Here is a 17,000-nt window from a genome sequence, read left to right as displayed (position 1 = left end):
CATCAGGGAAGTGGAGAGAATCGGTCACGATGTGGCCGGTTTTTTGCTGTACTCCATATAGATTGTACAGTAGGGCTATCTCGTGCATGATTAAGGCGTTGATTTGTATGGATGATAAAAATATGGATTTAAATGGAAGTTTATGATAGGGTTGAAGAAATAGTGAACCAAATTCTTTCCTGAAATGAGATGAGAAGATGGATTACATCCGAAACTATTTAATTACTTTTGCCGGAAATTTTACATTTAGTTATTATATTTTTGAAAAAGGTACTTTTGCCAAACCGCTGATGTTTGCTACATTGATGCTGTTGCTGATCATGACAATTGATTACATGAAAAGTAGAAACAAATATACATTGGATTAGGACATGTCCATGTTTTTAAACGATTCTGGAACACAGGGTCGTTTTTTTATTGGATATAGAACAGCTTCCATTTACATCAAGACCATTGTTCATTACACTTGATGAGTAACACCTCATTAACTCAGTTTTCGTTACTCAATTCAGATCATCAGGAGGATATCATTATGCATCAATCCGCACATATTCAGGAAGCAAGAGATTACATATTAAACCGAATCCATACCAAACCTGCCGTAGGCATGATCCTGGGTTCCGGACTGGGAGCGCTCGCGGACGAGATTGAAAATGCGACCGTTATTCCGTATACAGAAATTCCGTATTTCGCCCAATCGGAGGCTATTGGTCATGCCAATGAATTGGTTATTGGTGAACTGATGGGCAAAACGGTTGTAGCGATGAAAGGCCGCCTTCATTATTATGAAGGTTTTACACTAGACGAAGTGACTTTCCCCGTTCGGATCATGAAGGCGCTGGGTGTCGAGCAATTGCTTATCACCAATGCCTGCGGAGCCATCAACACAAGCTTTGAGCCGGGTCAACTGATGCTCATTACAGATCATATTAACCTGGTAGGCAATAACCCGTTGATGGGACCGAATAATGCCGAACTGGGTGTTCGTTTCCCAGACGTATCACAGGTATACAATCGCGAACTGCGCAGCATTGCCCTTAAGGTTGCAGAAGAACAGAATGTTGGCCTGCAACAAGGTGTCTATGCATGGTGGAGTGGCCCGGCATATGAGACACCAGCAGAGATTCGCATGATTCGTACGATGGGTGCGGATGCAGTGGGGATGTCGACGGTACCTGAAGCCATTGTTGCCATTCATGGCGGTATGAAGGTACTAGGCATTTCCTGTCTGACCAATATGGCCTGTGGTATTCTGGATCAGCCGTTAAGTCATGATGAAGTTATTGAAGTGGCTGCGCAAGTGAAAACAACCTTTATCGGACTTGTAAAAGGCATCTTGAAAGAGATCTAATCGCGAGATGATTTTTTTTCTAGGCCGCGATGGATAAGATAGAGTTTTCATCCAACCCAATCGAAACCACCAAAAAACGTATGCTTCACGAGCTGTTACTCGTGAGACATACGTTTATTTTATTTTGCAGAACTATGAACCATCTGAGAATGATCGGCCATAATTGCTGGTGTGGACTCCCTGATGATGGGTTTGGTCACAATGTGTGAGACCTGATACGGCTGTGTCGGGCTATTAATCCGGGATAACAGCATCTCCGCAGCCTTAATGCCCATCTCATTGCTATAAATATGAACCGTCGTTAATGCTGGCTCAATAATTCGAGATTGGGGTGCATTATCGAATCCGCATATCACAATATCCTGTGGCACAGCGACATTTCTATCTTTTAACGCCCTGATCAGATCAACTGCTATAAAGTCATTAGCGCATACGTAAGCAGAAGGTAGGGATGCCAGCTCGGCCACTCGCTGGTTCAACCATCCTGGCTTGGAGAAACACAGGCGATCATTGTCCAGGATGCAATGGGACAGGTCGACCTGCAACCCCGCCTCCAGCATAGCACGGTGATATCCAACCCATCGTTCATTAAAGCTCTTGCAGTGATTGTAATCTCCAACGAATCCAATACTTGTGTAGCCGCTCTCAATTAATTTTGTGGTTAACTGGTAGATGCTATGTTCATTCTCCATGAGTAGCAAATCTGCTTGGAATTCGGGATAACATATGTTGGAAGCGCAATCGATAAAGATGGTGGGGATGCCCAGATCGGTAATCAGCTGTGTATATTCCAGATCAAATAATTCAATGCAAATAATGCCGTCTACTTTGGCTATATCAAAATTGTTGGGAAGTGTAAGTGTATCTTGATCGTCTTCACGCACGATATGAATCGAGAGATTGTATCCCTCCGCACTGATTCTTTTCTCCAGACCGCTGATTAACAACGAACCAAAGTGAGATGTATTAGGCAGGTTTTCAGTTAACAGGGCGATATTGCCCGGAGCCTTGCTTAGAACATGCTCATTGTCCATATAGGCAAACTGTTTATATTTAAGTTCAATTGCTTTTTTAATTACACGATTTCGGGTCTCATCCGGGATGTTTCCGCTATCATTTAATGCTTTGGAAGCTGTATTCCTGGAGATCCCCAAAGCATCAGCGATGTCTTGTATCGTGACTTTTTCCTTTGCCATCTAATGCTTCACCTCTAATCATCAATAGTCATCCATATTCTTCTCTAAGTCAAATGTATAATAGAACGGGACAAATAGCAATCTCTGTTTCACAAATGCACAATTACATTTACATTTAGATAGGTGAATTCTATTTTCATAATTGTTCCAGAAGTTTCGTTAACTAGTGTAACAATGATGATCTATTACAGTAATGATATAGAAATATCTAGGCTGGTATTAACGATCCAGTGCTGTATACATGCAAATTCAATCCTCTTTAGTTACATTAATGCAAAGATGAAATGATCAAATGCACAAATATTTTTTTACAAAACGTATTGACTAAATCCGTTGAAACCTGATAAATTGTAAATTATTAAATAGGCAATTGTAAATATTGAAAGCCCTTACTGAAAACAATTGTCAACTTCTAGAATGAACGGGGGTATCGTGTTGGATAACATAGCCGACAGCAAAAAGGGCGAAGGAAGGGTACTGAAAGTGAGGACGACAAGCGGTCACAGGTTGCAGCAGCTCAAAAAAAATTACTTTTTATATATGTTGCTTGCACCTGCCTTAATTTTGACTCTTATCTTCAAGTACATTCCGATGTACGGAGCCATCATTGCGTTTAAGGATTTCAGTCCGATCAAAGGCATCATGGGTAGTGATTGGGTAGGCCTGAAGCATTTTGAGAAATTTATAGCTTCACCCAATTTCGATATCATTTTAATGAATACGCTTAAACTCAGCTTTTTGGGATTAATATTCAGTTTCCCGGTGCCCATTTTACTGGCACTCATGCTGAATCAGGTACGCAAAGCTGGCATCAAGAAAAATATCCAATTGTTTCTATACGCACCCAATTTCATCTCGGTTGTCGTTGTTGTGGGTATGCTATTTATCTTCCTCTCACCGACAGGGCCAATTAATCAATTAGCCACATGGATTACAGGTCAGCCAATCATGTTCATGTCTGAACCGGAATATTTCCGCTGGATCTACATTTTGTCCGATATCTGGACTGGAGCGGGTTGGGCTTCCATCATATACGTCGCGGCTTTGGCCAATGTTGATCCAGAGCTTCACAATGCGGCTAATCTGGATGGAGCCAATCTCCTTCAGCGTATTCGCCACATTGATCTTCCAACGATTCGTCCGATTATGGCCATCGTCTTTATCCTTGCAGCTGGCGGGATTATGTCCATTGGATTTGAGAAGGCCTATCTGATGCAGACGTCCATGAACCTGCCGTCCTCCGAGATTATTGCCACATATGTCTACAAGGTGGGGTTACAGTCTGGAGATTATGCTTATTCAGCGGCAGTTGGATTGTTCAACTCGGTTATCAATGTGATTTTGCTGGTGACGGTGAATCTGATTGTGAAGAAATTGAATGAAGGCGAAGGCCTCTATTAGGAAAGGAGTATTATCCATGGTTGTTAAACACACGGGAATGGATCGGTTGATCCTCACACTCAATGCCATCTTTCTCACCTGTGCTGTACTGGTTGTGGTTGTTCCCCTGATTTATATTGTTATCGCCTCATTCATGGATCCCACGGTGCTACTGAATCGTGGACTGTCCTTTAATGTATCGGACTGGAGTCTGGACGGATATCAGATGATTTTGTCCAATCCAGCCATGATCCGGGGGTTTGCAAATGCGGTATTGTACTCGGTTTCTTTTGCACTGATCACCGTGACCGTATCCATATTTGCAGGTTATGCATTGTCGGATGATAGACTCGCGGGACGTGGATTTTTTATGATTATCTTTATCATTACGATGTTCTTCGGTGGGGGATTAATCCCTACGTATCTACTCATACGTAATCTCGGCATGCTTGATACGGTGTGGGCGATCATCATCCCTGGAGCGGTTAACGTCTGGAACATCATTCTCTCCAGAACCTTTTTCAAAGGAGTCCCTCGAGAACTGAAAGAAGCTGCTAACGTGGATGGCGCTTCTGAGATGAAGATTTTCTTCCAGATCGTCATTCCGTTGTCGAAACCGATCATTTTTGTACTTGCACTCTATGCGTTCGTTGGGCAATGGAATTCCTATTTTGATGCAATGATCTATCTCGATAATCCGAACCTGCATCCGTTACAGCTCGTTCTGCGTTCCATTCTGATTCAGAATCAGGCTGCACCGGGCATGATCAGTGATCAGCTCGCGATGGCGGAACTGAAACGGCTCTCCGAGATGATTAAATACTCAGCGATTGTCATTTCGAGTCTGCCACTCATCATCATGTATCCGTTCTTCCAGAAGTATTTCGAAAAAGGTGTCATGGTCGGTTCCCTCAAATAGTGAACAGCCTGCGATACAGTAAGTTGATCCAATCCAACACATGGAGGTCATGATTATGAAAAAAGTAAACAAGTCCAGAAAAGCCGTTACAACGGCGTCCATTTCCATGTTATCTGCAATGCTCTTTCTAACCGCTTGTGGCGGAGGTGGAGGCGGCGCGGCAAGTGAGGCGCAATCCCCTGATGGCAAGGTGACATTGAATTTTATAACACAGAGCTCTCCGCTGGCTCCTGCTGATCCGAACGACAAGCTGATTAACAAACGACTCGAAGAGAAAACCAATGTGCATATCAACTGGAAGAACTATACGAGTGATGTGTTTGCAGAAAAAAGAAATCTGGCGGTCGCCAGCGGTGATTTGCCGGATGCCATTTTTGATGCAGGTTACGGGGATTATGATCTCCTGAAACTGGCGAAGGACGGGGCGATCATTCCACTTGAGGACATGATTGAACAACACATGCCCAATCTGAAAAAGGTGTTGGAGGAAGCTCCCGAATACAAGAGCATGATCACGGCTCCAGACGGACATATCTATTCATTCCCATGGATTGAAGAACTCGGAAGTGGCAAACAACGGATTCAGTCAGTGGATAACTTGCCCTGGATTAATGTGGAATGGTTGAACAAGCTTGGACTGAAGATGCCAACGACAACCGAAGAACTGAAAGAAGTATTGATCGCGTTCAAAACGCAAGATCCAAACGGCAACGGTAAGGCCGACGAAATTCCGTTATCTTTCATTAACAAACCGGGCGGAGAAGATCTGACATTTCTCTTTGCGGCATTTGGACTCGGAGAGAACTGGGATCATACCGTGGTAACCAATGATGGGAAAGTGGTCTTCACGGCAGCTGATGAAGGTTACAAGGAAGCGGTTAAATACATTCATGAGCTGGTTAAGGAAGGCCTCGTGGATGTCGAATCGTACCAACAGGATTGGAACACGTACCTGGCGAAAGGCAAGGATAACAAGTACGGCATGTACTTCACATGGGATAAGGCTAACATTACAGGCATGAATGATACGTATGATGTTCTGCCTCCGGTTGCCGGGCCTAACGGAGAGGTCAATGTCACAAGAACAAACGGAATAGGACTTGATCGTGGTCGCATGGTCATTACCAGCAGCAATAAAAACCTCGAATCCACAGCCAAGTGGGTAGACCAATTGTACGATCCGCTCCAATCTGTGCAGAACAACTGGGGTACCTATGGAGACGAGAGTCAGCAAAATATCTTTGAATTCGATGAAGCCAAAGGGATGCTGAAGCATCTTCCACTGGAAGGATCTGCACCCGTGGAACTCAGACAAAAAACCAGTATTGCAGGACCATTGGCCATTCTCGACAGTTATTATGACAAATACACAACCAAACCGGAAGATGCGGCTTGGCGGATGGAACTTCTCGACAAGGTTATGGTTCCGCATATGAAAGCGGAGAACGTATATCCAAGTGTGTTCTTCTCCATTGATGAACTGGATCGATTGTCCACGATTGAGACCGATCTCTTCGCCTACGTGTTACGTCTGCGTACAGAATGGTATCAGAACGGGAAAATAGATCAGGAATGGGATGCTTACTTGAAAGAGTTGGATCGCCTTGGATTGCAAGAATGGCTGCAGATTAAACAAGCGGGATATGACCGTAACAACAAATAAAGAAAAGTACGGAGGAGAAACCATAATGTCGACAATTCTTAAACAAGATTACAGAAATGAATACCATTTCTCACCGAAAGAGAAGTGGATGAACGACCCAAACGGCATGGTGTTTTTCAATGGGGAGTATCACTTGTTCTATCAGCATCACCCACATGGAACCACATGGGGCCCCATGCACTGGGGCCATGCAGTGAGCAGGGACCTGATCTCCTGGGAGGAACTTCCGATAGCTTTACTCCCCGATGAGAATGGCACTATATTCTCGGGAAGTGCCGTAGTGGATTGGAATAACACGACCGGATTCTTTGAGGGTGAGCCAGGATTGGTTGCTATTTTCACCCATCATCTTGAAGTTAAAAACCAAGATGCCATACAAACCCAGAGCCTGGCGTATAGCAAAGACAGCGGCAGAACTTGGACTAAATACGAGGGTAATCCGGTATTAAAGCATGAGTCCTTTGTCGATTTCCGTGATCCCAAAGTGTTCTGGCATGAGCAGACCAAGGAGTGGATTATGATTATCGCTTGTGGTCAGACGGTATGTCTGTATCGTTCTCCCAATCTGAAGGATTGGACGCTAGGTAGTGAATTCGGCGCCGGGATTGGTTCACACGATGGCGTGTGGGAATGCCCCGACCTGTTCCCCCTTGCAGTGGATGGAGATTCAGGGCAGGAGAAATGGGTGATGCTTGTTAGCATCGGTGCAGATCCTGCTTTTATTGAAGGCTCCAGAACACAATATTTTACCGGAGATTTTGATGGAACTACATTTGTCCCAGACGAGGCATCCCATACGGTTCGCTGGATTGATTATGGTCGGGATAACTACGCAGGAGTTAGTTGGTCTGACGTTCCTGAGGAAGATGGAAGACGCCTCATGATCGGCTGGATGAGCAACTGGATGTATGCCAACCAGACGCCAACCAATAATTACCGTGGAGCGATGACCATTGCCCGGGAGTTGACACTGGAGACAAGAGCGGGAGAAGTTATATTGATTCAACGTCCTGCACGTGAACTTGAGCAAGCCCGTAAGCCAGTATTGTCCCTACAGGATGCTTCAATTCAGCAAGTGAGTGAGCAGTTGCACGCTTTGCAACTAGTGAACTATGAGATCCATGCAGAGTGGGCTCAGGATCAGTCGTTCCATTTTGCACTAAGAAGCGGTGCAGATCATGAGACGGTCGTTGGTGTAGATTCGATCCGAAGTGAAGTGTATGTTGATCGTAGTCGATCGGGCATCGGCCATTTTCATAAACTTTTCCTGAGCCGTCATACAGCTGGGTTAAAAGAGGTGAATGGGAATCAACGGTTGCGTATCTTCGTAGATCATTCATCTGTGGAGGTATTTGCAAATGATGGTCAGGCCGTTATTACGGATCTGATCTATCCGGATGCGGATTGCCAAGGCATCTCTGCTCATGCGGAAAATACTGATCTGGTCTTCTCTTCACTTCATATCTATGAGATATCATCAACCAAGGCTAAAGGTTAATTGAATGAAGGAAAGGAGCCCAGAATGATGCGCATTGGAGCTATAGAAGCGGGCGGAACAAAGTTTGTATGCGGTGTAGGCAATGAGCATGGACAGATTGAAGATCGGATCAGTTTTCCAACAGAACATCCGGAGACAACACTTGCCAAGGTTATCGACTATTTCAAGGATAAAGACGTGGAAGCAATCGGGATAGGCTCTTTTGGTCCGATTGATCTGCAAGCGGATAGTCCCACGTATGGCTATATTACGACCACGCCTAAGCCTGGGTGGGGAAATTGTAATGTCATTGGAACCTTGAAGCATGAATTTCCGGTTCCCTTTGGATGGGATACGGATGTGAATGCTGCCGCGCTCGGTGAAGTGACGTGGGGAGCAGCGCAAGGACTGGACAACTGTGTGTATTACACGATTGGCACAGGCGTTGGTGTCGGACTCGTGGCAGGGGGCCAACGCGTCCACGGATTGTTACATCCCGAGGGTGGACATATTCGGACAAGACGCCATCGAGACGATCATTTTAATGGATTATGCCCATATCATGGCGATTGCCTGGAGGGAATGGCAGCAGGTCCAGCCATTGAAGCTCGCTGGCAGATCCCTGGCAGTGAACTGCCGGCGGATCATCCGGCGTGGGAGATCGAATCCTTTTATATTGCGGAGTCGATTACTACGGTCATCTTGCTTCATTCGCCGCAGAAGATCATCCTGGGTGGTGGTGTGATGCAGCAAGATCATCTGTTTCCTATGATCCGGGAGCAGGTAGTGCGGAATCTCAATGGTTATGTGAATGCAGCCCCAATCACGCAACATATCGATCAATATATTGTGCAGCCCGGATTGGGCCAGCATGCAGGCCTATGTGGTGCGCTAGCATTGGGTCTGGAAGCCTTGCAACATGCAGCACAAGCTTCACATGTTTCGTAGTTCTCTTAAATAATCTACATCCCAGAAGGGATGGCTGCGGGTTCGCTTATTGGTATAAGCAAGACTGCACCGTCCTTTTTGGGCTTTTTTATTTTTTTGGAGTTCAATAGGTTTGAAAAAAAATAGTACGTTCTAAAATCCGATGTTGCTCAAGTGAGCTGCCAAAGGTATGATTTTTAGTGTTCTATAGTGCGATAAGACATTCAAAAATTAACGTGTCTCCACTGGAAAGGAATTCAACAAATGAATCCAATAACAATGCGTCAAGCTGTACAGGCAGACCAAGAGCAACTCGCTGATTTGCGAGCCTTGGTACTGTACGATGATCTAACCAGACTGGGAAGGTACGATGATGTGAAGGTACGTGAACGTTTCCGGAATACATTCGACCCTGCCCAGACACAGATTATTGAACTTGGAGGATCAATGTTGGGTTGTGTAGCATTGAAGCCCAAGTCTGAGGCATATCTATTGGAACATTTCTACATACATCCCGATTATCAGGGACAGAAAATAGGAACTCAGGTACTAAAATTGCTGCTGGAAAAGGATCAAATTCAGGGGAAACGTGTTATTTTAAATGTGTTGCAGGGAAGTCCTGCTCGCCGATTGTATGAACGATTTGGATTTATATTGGACAGTGAAGATGAGGTCGATGTGTTTATGTCGGTCCAAGTGTAGTAATTTTTACTGTACATCTATATAAGTTGAACTATTCTTTTACACAGAAACGGAGAGGGCAGAAAAAACCTGGAAAAGCGAAGCGTTCGCCTGAAAGCTTTCTGAAAGAAAGCTACGTCGTAAGCATAGGCTTATCAGCGGATTATACCCTTGAGAAAAGGGAATCAAAAAAATCTGGGGATAACAGCGATTGGATATAATAGACCCATTCATTTAATTCTTGAATGGGTCTATTGAACTTTTCTATTATACTTTCCAGTGGTCGTACCCTAATATGGGTAATAACCTACTTTTTATATAGGAATTATATAGTATGGAGAAGCCAAGATGCCACAATGGAAACGAAATCTGTATATTCTGTGGTTCGGTCTGTTTTTCAATCATATGGCGTACTCGCTATCCGTTCCGTTCTTTCCTCTATTCCTGCAAAATGATCTCGGGATCGATACCGGTCTGGAAGCCTGGTCCGGTATCTCCATCTCCATCAGCTTTCTGATCAGTGGATTATGCGCACCCTTCTGGGGATCGCTGGCTGATCGATATGGAAGCAAATTGATGCTGGTGCGTTCAGGCGTTGGGCTAGGCATTGCGCATCTGGCTAATTTCTTTGTTTACGATCCGTATACGTTTATCGCGGTAAGGGTCTTTCAGGGACTCATGGCTGGTTTTCATCCCGCCTCAATTACACTGATCGGCACCAATACTCCGGAGAAACATGTGGGTTATGCACTTGGCGTGATCTCCACGGCCAGCGCTGCGGGCGGAATACTGGGTCCTCTTGCCGGAGGGGTATTAAGTCACTGGATTGGACTGAGGGGATGCTTCATTGCATCGGCTGTGATTACGTTGCTTGCGGCTTTGATGGTTCTGGGTGTTAAGGAGTCACGGCTAACTCGTACGGTGGTTCCAACAAGGATCATGGGGGATTTGAAGAGAGCCGCTTCTACTCCCGGGTTGATGCGAATCTACGGTTTGATTTTGCTGGTTTCAACGTCAGTGCTCATTATCGAACCGGTGCTGACGCTCTATGTCGTACAGATTGGCGGAGATATCGGCAGTGCAACACTTAGTGCTGGTATCGTCTTCTCAGCCATTGGTGTGGCAACGGTTATTATGGGGCCGCGTTGGGGGAAGATTGGTGGCAGGATCGGATACGAGAAAACACTGTTTATTGGACTGATTGGTGGTGGAATTGGCAGTCTGCTGCAGATGACAGCAACGAATCTGATTTATTTTGGCAGCCTGCGATTTGTCTATGGTCTGTTCTTTGCCGCGGTTTATCCGGCGCTCAATGCGCTCATCATCAAGTATGCTGATCACGATTTTCGTGGGAGGGCTGTCAGTCTGAGTCAGACCGCGAGTCAGTTCGGCATTGTGCTGGGACCGTTAATCGGCGGTTTTCTTGGTGGATGGATCGGCATTCCGTTTATTTTTCTATTTACAGGGATTGTACTCCTGGGAGCGGCTTGGGCAGTCCGTGTAAGTGATGTGAAACAGTCGGGTAAACCGGGTTTGCGTATGACAGTAGACTCTGGCGGAACACATATGAAGAAGTGAACGTTCACAATGAAATAGGGAGGAATATATATGTCACAACGACGATTGAAACTGGGAGCCAATCTGAACGGCGTAGGGAACAGCATTTCCTTTTGGCGTCACCCCGACATTCCCGTTAACGCGAGCGTTAGTCTGGAATTCTACCAGAAGCAGGCACGTATCGCGGAGAAAGGGAAGTTCGATCTGCTTTTTATTGCAGATGGTCTCTTCATTAACGAGAAGTCCAATCCTCATTTTCTCAATCGCTTTGAACCTCTGACGCTTCTGTCCGCACTCGCCGGTGTAACTTCTCACATTGGGTTGGTTGCTACATTGTCTACTTCATATAGTGAACCCTTCACGGTTGCGCGGCAATTTGCATCACTGGATCAATTAAGCGGTGGGAGGGCCGGGTGGAATGTGGTCACTTCACCTCTGGAAGGCTCGGCACTGAACTTCGGCAAAGGCGAACATCCGAACCATGCTCTGCGCTACGAAATTGCGGAAGAACATCTGAATGTGGTCAAAGGCCTGTGGGACTCCTGGGAGGACGATGCCTTTATCGGAGATAAGGAGCAGGGTGTATTCTTCGATCCTGCGAAGATGCATACGCTGAATCACAAGGGGGAGCACTTCTCCGTACAGGGTCCGCTTAATGTGGGACGTTCGAAGCAGGGTCATCCGGTGATTTTTCAGGCGGGTTCATCCGAATCTGGTAAAGATCTGGCTGCCCGATCAGCGGATGCCGTATATACAGGACATGAGACGCTGGAGGAAGCAAGGGAGTTCTACCGCGATGTGAAAGCAAGAGCGGTGGCTTATGGACGCAAGGCAGAGGATATCCTGATCTTCCCTGGCATCGGCCCGATTGTGGGCAGAACGGAGGAAGAGGCGGAGCAGAAGTATCAGGAAATTGCCGAACTGGTGAGTATTGATCATGCGCTGAACTATCTGGGACGTTACTTCGATCATTATGATTTCTCCCAGCACGCCCTGGATGAACCTTTCCCCGAGATCGGGGAGATTGGCAGCAACAGCTTCCGCAGTACAACAGACAAGATCAAGCAGCAGGCACGAGAACAAGGGCTGACCCTGCGCCAAGTGGCATTGCTGGCATCCACTCCACGTACATCGTTCATTGGTACACCGGATCAGATCGCAGATCGGATTCAGGAATGGTTTGAAGGCGAAGCGGCAGACGGATTCAATGTTCGTACCGTGGTACCCAATGGATTGGAGGATTTCGTGGAGCTAGTTGTGCCGGTTCTGCAAGAACGAGGACTGTTTCGTACGGAGTATGAACATGAGACGCTCCGAGAGAATCTGGGTCTTGAGATTCCACGTAACCGGTATACGTTAGAGAGCGTGAGATAGAAAAGATAGAGCGGTAATGACGTTAAATTAACGTTGTTACGGCTCTTTTTTGATGGTTTCTTTTTCGGAGAGTACTGCTATTATAAAATGATAAAGAAAATGATACACAAGCTGCAATTCCAGACGAGTCACAGGAGGAGATTGGGATGATTAGAGGGTTAACGAATGCGGGACTGGGCAACATCGAGTCTGATGAAGAATATATTACAGATGCGGCCAAGCACGGATTCGGATCTGTAGATTTGAATCCGCTCTCATTGATTGAAACGTATGGCAAAGAACGGGCGCAACATCTGTTGGAAAGCAATCAGGTGATCATCGGTTCATCGGGTCTGACGGTAGAGTGGCGGACGACAGATGAACAATTCCGTGAGGGGTTGCAATCGTTGGTCGCTATGGCAGAAGCTTCTGCTTCGCTGGACTGTTACAGCTGTTGCACGTATATTTTACCCTCAACGGATCAACCGGCAGCGCAATTTATGGCGGCGGCTACGAAACGCTTGAGACTCTGTGCAGATATCTTGGATGCTTACGGGATTAAGTTGGGTCTGGAGTTTGTGGGCTGCCATCATTTGCGGACGCAATGGAAGAATCCGTTTATCTGGCGTGTGGAAGATACGCTGGACTGGATTGAGACGATCCATGCGCCTAACGTAGGTTTACTGGTAGATTCCTATCACTGGCATACGAATGGTTTACCGATGGAAGATCTCTTGAAGCTGAAGAAAGAGCAGATTGTTCATGTGCATATCAACGATGCTTATGATTTGCCGATCGAGGAATTACTGGATTATGAGCGTTTGTACCCCGGAGAAGGGGTTATTGATCTGGGTGGATTTCTGAGAAATCTGCAGGCGATTGGTTACAATGGTGTGGTGGCTCAGGAAGTACTGGCACCGGCATCGAATCTAAGTTTGAGTGAAATATTGGCTAAGTCGAAAGCGGGTTTTGACAAGGTATTTGCAGCAATCTAAGTTACTGAAAAAAGGAGGGGGTGTTCCTAGCTGTGTTTATGGCTTATGGAACACCCCTGTTCTTGTTCAATTAATCCAGCACGCCGTGATCTTTCATCAGTTGTTTCGTAACGATCCATAGTCTGGTTTGCATGGCCTCATCTCCGCCAGGATGTATAGGAACAATAGATGCTCCAGTTCCCACATTGAAATATCCTCCCGAAACCTCGCCATACTTCGATTCCACAGCCAACCGAGTAATGATATCCGCACCCCGGCGCGGGTCGCCGATGTGCAAAAAGGTTAACATGCGTTCAAGCATACTTGCAAACCATAGCTCTCGTCCAAGACCCGTAACATTAAAGCCAGGGTTCAAGGCATTTACGCGAATTCCGGTTCCGCGCCATTGTCTGGCGAGTTCACCAGTAAACATAATATTGAGCAGTTTGGTTTTGCCATAGATTGGAGAGGAACCGCGTGCAGTAAAAGGAGTGATATCCCTTAAGTCATCTGGCAACACCAGTGTGCCATGATTCCGCGAAGCTTCAGATGCAACATTGACGACTCGGGCATGGCCGGATTGAATCAGGGAAGACTGCAAGGTGTGCGTTAACAGCCAAGGTGCCAAATAATTCACGGCAATCATCTCGGCATATCCTTCGGTAGTGACTCGCTGTTCAAAAGCATGAAGTCCGGCATTATTCAAAAGTACGTCTATACGCGGATAAGCGGCTGCAATCTCTAACCCAATACGTTTTACATCGCTCAGTAAGGACAAGTCTCCATAGAAAAATTCGATTTTGGCAGAAGGCATGATTTTCTTGATTTTGTACCTGGTAGCCTCAGCGCGTTCCTTGCTTCGGGCTGTGAGTATAAGATGTGCCCCGCGTTTGGCGAGGTCCATGGCAGCAAGCTGCCCTAAACCGCTTGTTGCTCCGGTAATTACAATAATGGGATGTTTAGTTTTCATAAGAAGATCTCCTTTTGACACGAATAGATTCGAAAATATATAATGGACATAAATCAACTATAAATATTAATTGATATTTGTCAACTATATTTCTGGAAGCCTACTTTCATGTATCGAGGAGAGGGAGTTAACAATAATGAGTGAAAATCCAGTCAAAACCAAAGATAGAGCAACCTTGGAGCTAGCGCTGGGTGAGCAGATTCATGCACTGATCAGTGCTTCGCATGCGCTTAACGTTCGATCTGCCGAGCGTTTTGATGCGGACTTGCAACCTGCCGCTTTTCACCTGGTTCGGTGGCTGTACTCCTATGGCCCAACAAGCGCCGCAGCTTTGGCAGAAGCGACTGCAATGGACCGCAGCTCGGTCAGCCGATTAATCAAACAACTCGAAAAGTCGGGATATGTTAGCAAAGAGCCAGACCCCGAAGATCGGCGTGGGGTGTTACTATCTCTTACGGAACTTGGTCAACAATCGACGATCGCTGCCCTCAAGGAGAAGGAGTCAGCTTTTTATGACCGTATATCCAGATGGGATGATAAGGAACTGGGGCGTTTCACCGCCATGCTCAGGCAGTTTAATGGATTGGAAGAAAAGTGAGAGGAACAATAGTGTGGATTGTATTTGATACCTGAACCATAGGACATGTCACCATTGAGCGAGTGAGACTATAAATTCATAGCAAAAGCGGACATCTGGGTGATGTCCGCTCGTGAAGTTCCCAGATCATTTTATAGTTTCCAGGGAAGCTGCGGGATTTTATATCGGAAACCCTGATGGTTTCCTGTTCTCACATATATCCAAGGTGGTGGGACAGGGGTGCCTAGTGCTTTATACAAGACCGTTCCTTCATCGCTTGCGGAATATTCTTCGATACTACTTTGGATATCCTCCCAATGAACCTTACCGTGGTAAGACAGTGTCTGCCCTTGAACGATAACATGAGGTGCACCTGAAATGACTCTCTGCGTTATGTTGAGAACGCCAACCTTTCCTGAGGACAACATCATCAATTCGCTCATGAAAAGTATGATAATCAAAATGACTATGCTCACAATCCATCGCTTTTTTCTCATTTTGTGACCTCCACTACCTAGGGAATCATTTCCTCGTAGTTAATGTCTTTTAATGACATAATCTCGTCAGAGATGGTATTGATTTTGACTGAATAGGGCCTAATAGCTTGCAGGAATTCATGAATGATTTTCTTGCGATCCTTATTAAAGACGGCAGATGTTATGTGATTCTCTTTTAATACGTTATCGTTCATTATGACTTGTTTAGAATAACTAACTGAATTACTATAATCGATTAGATGCGTAACCCCCGAGAATTTGCCACTAGTTAATGTACCTTTGGAGAATTCGGATGGTTTAATCCCAATATATTTTTCAGAAGAACCGTGTTTCTTTTTATAATTGATAATCGTGTCAAAAAAGTCCTTATCCCCGGTTAACTTTTCGTTGAAATAATCATTTTTGAGAGCAATCGTAGTTGTATGATCGGTATATCCTAGTGAGACAGTATCTGAAGAGTGGATTGCGTAATATCCCTGAGACATCTTGCCCTGATTGAATGTTCCATCGTTAATGGTGTTGTTGTAACGGTCATGTACAGGGTAAACCTTGCCATCAGAAGTAAGATACTGTACTTCTAACCATTGCGTAATTTCTTTTCCTTTACCATGATATGTACCATTAATCCATGATCCGGTGTAGGTTTTTGTAGTGAATTCACCTGTTCCATGGCCCATATTAGATTCATTGTAATCCTCAAAGGGGATACCTCCACCTTCAACTAATGTATATGTATACTTGCCTTTTCCTTGCCGTGTACCACTCACCCAATCTCCAGAGTAAACTTCGGTTTTTCCCCATCTCGCGGTTCCTTTACCATGAGGTTTCCCGTTTAAAACTTCACCATAGTACGTCGCTCCATCTGATAATTTTAAGGTTACTTTCTTCGATGCTGCTTCTGTTGGAGTAGTGCTTGATAATAGTACAATGATAATGATGATCGTTAATCCAAAACCTAGATAGAATCTTTTCAAAAGTGTGCAACTCCTTCAATGAATAATGATCCTTGCGTTGTTAGCTATCTTCAACATTATCGGCTTATGTGTCGTATTTTTCCAGTATGAATATAAAGTGGAGATAACTTGGATTTCACAAACAACTCGTCCCCAGTTCACAAAAGTAAAGATGTAAAGGCTGATACAAAATCCCACTTAACCCAAAGTAGCTGCGGCTTCATGGCATATTATGCCTGTAGTTCGTGGGTACTTTTTTCTATACTCAGCGTATGCGCAACCCTGATCTTTTTACAAAATCCACTATCTACTCCATCTCATCATTCCGCTACACCAGTTCTCCTCCTAATGATCCACAGCAGTGGTGGAACTTTCCTGAATCGTGAACAATCTCTGAATTTTGTATCGCCTCCTATTTGCAGCATTATCCTAGATTCAATATCCTAATTTGGAGCAGTACAGAGCATGGCTCTGTTAGAAAAAGCTTGAGAAACCTTTAACGGAATATGAAAGAATGCAGGTATA

At 45.2% G+C, this 17,000-nt stretch carries 16 protein-coding genes; 12 read left to right on the top strand and 4 right to left on the bottom strand.

The features are described from left to right. The first annotated feature begins 197 nt into the window (after nt 1-197). Entirely contained in the window at nt 198-368 is a 171-nt protein-coding gene (locus NST33_RS23715) for a hypothetical protein (RefSeq protein ID WP_339305348.1), read from the top strand. A gap of 164 nt (nt 369-532) precedes the next feature. Then, the gene (locus tag NST33_RS23710) at nt 533-1,351 is read left to right on the top strand and encodes a purine-nucleoside phosphorylase (protein ID WP_062835781.1); all 819 of its coding nucleotides are present in this window, start codon (nt 533-535) and stop codon (nt 1,349-1,351) included. Nucleotides 1,352-1,470: 119 nt separating this feature from the next. Here NST33_RS23710 and NST33_RS23705 read toward each other — a convergent pair whose 3' ends face one another. Beyond that, a complete protein-coding gene (locus NST33_RS23705; RefSeq protein ID WP_339305346.1) occupies nt 1,471-2,547 on the bottom strand; it encodes a LacI family DNA-binding transcriptional regulator in 1,077 nt (358 codons plus the stop codon). Nucleotides 2,548-3,087: 540 nt separating this feature from the next. On the opposite strand from NST33_RS23705, the gene NST33_RS23700 reads away from it, so the two are divergent. The 9 genes from NST33_RS23700 to NST33_RS23660 all read left to right on the top strand — a co-directional run bounded on the left by NST33_RS23700 (nt 3,088) and on the right by NST33_RS23660 (nt 13,499). Beyond that, entirely contained in the window at nt 3,088-3,948 is an 861-nt protein-coding gene (locus NST33_RS23700; RefSeq protein WP_223200008.1) for an ABC transporter permease subunit, read from the top strand. Between the two features lie 16 nt (nt 3,949-3,964). Beyond that, the gene (locus tag NST33_RS23695; RefSeq protein WP_036617174.1) at nt 3,965-4,846 is read left to right on the top strand and encodes a carbohydrate ABC transporter permease; all 882 of its coding nucleotides are present in this window, start codon (nt 3,965-3,967) and stop codon (nt 4,844-4,846) included. A gap of 55 nt (nt 4,847-4,901) precedes the next feature. After that, on the top strand, nt 4,902-6,509 hold the full coding sequence (locus NST33_RS23690; protein ID WP_143760332.1) for an ABC transporter substrate-binding protein: 1,608 nt from the start codon (nt 4,902-4,904) through the stop codon (nt 6,507-6,509). 25 nt (nt 6,510-6,534) lie between these two features. Then, nucleotides 6,535-8,007 (top strand): glycoside hydrolase family 32 protein, encoded by a 1,473-nt coding sequence (locus NST33_RS23685; RefSeq protein ID WP_339305344.1) that lies wholly within the window; start codon nt 6,535-6,537, stop codon nt 8,005-8,007. Nucleotides 8,008-8,034: 27 nt separating this feature from the next. Then, on the top strand, nt 8,035-8,934 hold the full coding sequence (locus NST33_RS23680; protein WP_221824786.1) for an ROK family protein: 900 nt from the start codon (nt 8,035-8,037) through the stop codon (nt 8,932-8,934). Nucleotides 8,935-9,177: 243 nt separating this feature from the next. Next, nucleotides 9,178-9,615, top strand: coding sequence for a GNAT family N-acetyltransferase (locus tag NST33_RS23675; protein WP_339305342.1), 438 nt, complete (start codon nt 9,178-9,180; stop codon nt 9,613-9,615). Between the two features lie 327 nt (nt 9,616-9,942). Beyond that, nucleotides 9,943-11,172 (top strand): MFS transporter, encoded by a 1,230-nt coding sequence (locus NST33_RS23670; protein WP_221824626.1) that lies wholly within the window; start codon nt 9,943-9,945, stop codon nt 11,170-11,172. Nucleotides 11,173-11,202: 30 nt separating this feature from the next. After that, entirely contained in the window at nt 11,203-12,525 is a 1,323-nt protein-coding gene (locus NST33_RS23665; protein ID WP_339305340.1) for an LLM class flavin-dependent oxidoreductase, read from the top strand. Nucleotides 12,526-12,671: 146 nt separating this feature from the next. Continuing rightward, entirely contained in the window at nt 12,672-13,499 is an 828-nt protein-coding gene (locus tag NST33_RS23660) for a sugar phosphate isomerase/epimerase (protein ID WP_221824622.1), read from the top strand. Nucleotides 13,500-13,569: 70 nt separating this feature from the next. On the opposite strand, the gene NST33_RS23655 is transcribed toward NST33_RS23660, so the two are convergent. Continuing rightward, nucleotides 13,570-14,448, bottom strand: a complete 879-nt coding sequence (locus NST33_RS23655) for an SDR family NAD(P)-dependent oxidoreductase (protein ID WP_339305338.1) — start codon at nt 14,446-14,448, stop codon at nt 13,570-13,572. Between the two features lie 136 nt (nt 14,449-14,584). Here NST33_RS23655 and NST33_RS23650 point away from each other — a divergent pair, with 136 nt between their 5' ends. Next, nucleotides 14,585-15,046, top strand: coding sequence for a MarR family transcriptional regulator (locus NST33_RS23650; RefSeq protein ID WP_339305336.1), 462 nt, complete (start codon nt 14,585-14,587; stop codon nt 15,044-15,046). 131 nt (nt 15,047-15,177) lie between these two features. On the opposite strand, the gene NST33_RS23645 is transcribed toward NST33_RS23650, so the two are convergent. Beyond that, nucleotides 15,178-15,468 carry a hypothetical protein gene (locus tag NST33_RS23645; protein WP_339305334.1) on the bottom strand — a complete coding sequence of 97 codons (291 nt, stop codon included), beginning with the start codon at nt 15,466-15,468 and terminating at the stop codon, nt 15,178-15,180. 71 nt (nt 15,469-15,539) lie between these two features. Further along, nucleotides 15,540-16,496 (bottom strand): hypothetical protein, encoded by a 957-nt coding sequence (locus NST33_RS23640; RefSeq protein WP_339305333.1) that lies wholly within the window; start codon nt 16,494-16,496, stop codon nt 15,540-15,542. Nucleotides 16,497-17,000: the final 504 nt, after the last annotated feature.

This window comes from Paenibacillus sp. FSL L8-0435 (assembly GCF_037965655.1).
GTDB lineage: Bacteria > Bacillota > Bacilli > Paenibacillales > Paenibacillaceae > Paenibacillus.
The sequence above is the reverse complement of the archived record's forward strand: the minus strand, read 5'-3'. Positions and strand labels throughout refer to the sequence as shown.

Excerpts from the sequence above, each read along its gene's own strand:
- NST33_RS23715 (WP_339305348.1), top strand. The coding sequence starts at position 198 with ATGGATTACATCCGAAACTATTTAATTACTTTTGCCGGAAATTTTACA.
- NST33_RS23710 (WP_062835781.1), top strand. The coding sequence starts at position 533 with ATGCATCAATCCGCACATATTCAGGAAGCAAGAGATTACATATTAAAC.
- NST33_RS23705 (WP_339305346.1), bottom strand. The coding sequence starts at position 2,547 with ATGGCAAAGGAAAAAGTCACGATACAAGACATCGCTGATGCTTTGGGG.
- NST33_RS23700 (WP_223200008.1), top strand. The coding sequence starts at position 3,088 with ATGTTGCTTGCACCTGCCTTAATTTTGACTCTTATCTTCAAGTACATT.
- NST33_RS23695 (WP_036617174.1), top strand. The coding sequence starts at position 3,965 with ATGGTTGTTAAACACACGGGAATGGATCGGTTGATCCTCACACTCAAT.
- NST33_RS23690 (WP_143760332.1), top strand. The coding sequence starts at position 4,902 with ATGAAAAAAGTAAACAAGTCCAGAAAAGCCGTTACAACGGCGTCCATT.
- NST33_RS23685 (WP_339305344.1), top strand. The coding sequence starts at position 6,535 with ATGTCGACAATTCTTAAACAAGATTACAGAAATGAATACCATTTCTCA.
- NST33_RS23680 (WP_221824786.1), top strand. The coding sequence starts at position 8,035 with ATGCGCATTGGAGCTATAGAAGCGGGCGGAACAAAGTTTGTATGCGGT.
- NST33_RS23675 (WP_339305342.1), top strand. The coding sequence starts at position 9,178 with ATGAATCCAATAACAATGCGTCAAGCTGTACAGGCAGACCAAGAGCAA.
- NST33_RS23670 (WP_221824626.1), top strand. The coding sequence starts at position 9,943 with ATGCCACAATGGAAACGAAATCTGTATATTCTGTGGTTCGGTCTGTTT.
- NST33_RS23665 (WP_339305340.1), top strand. The coding sequence starts at position 11,203 with ATGTCACAACGACGATTGAAACTGGGAGCCAATCTGAACGGCGTAGGG.
- NST33_RS23660 (WP_221824622.1), top strand. The coding sequence starts at position 12,672 with ATGATTAGAGGGTTAACGAATGCGGGACTGGGCAACATCGAGTCTGAT.
- NST33_RS23655 (WP_339305338.1), bottom strand. The coding sequence starts at position 14,448 with ATGAAAACTAAACATCCCATTATTGTAATTACCGGAGCAACAAGCGGT.
- NST33_RS23650 (WP_339305336.1), top strand. The coding sequence starts at position 14,585 with ATGAGTGAAAATCCAGTCAAAACCAAAGATAGAGCAACCTTGGAGCTA.
- NST33_RS23645 (WP_339305334.1), bottom strand. The coding sequence starts at position 15,468 with ATGAGCGAATTGATGATGTTGTCCTCAGGAAAGGTTGGCGTTCTCAAC.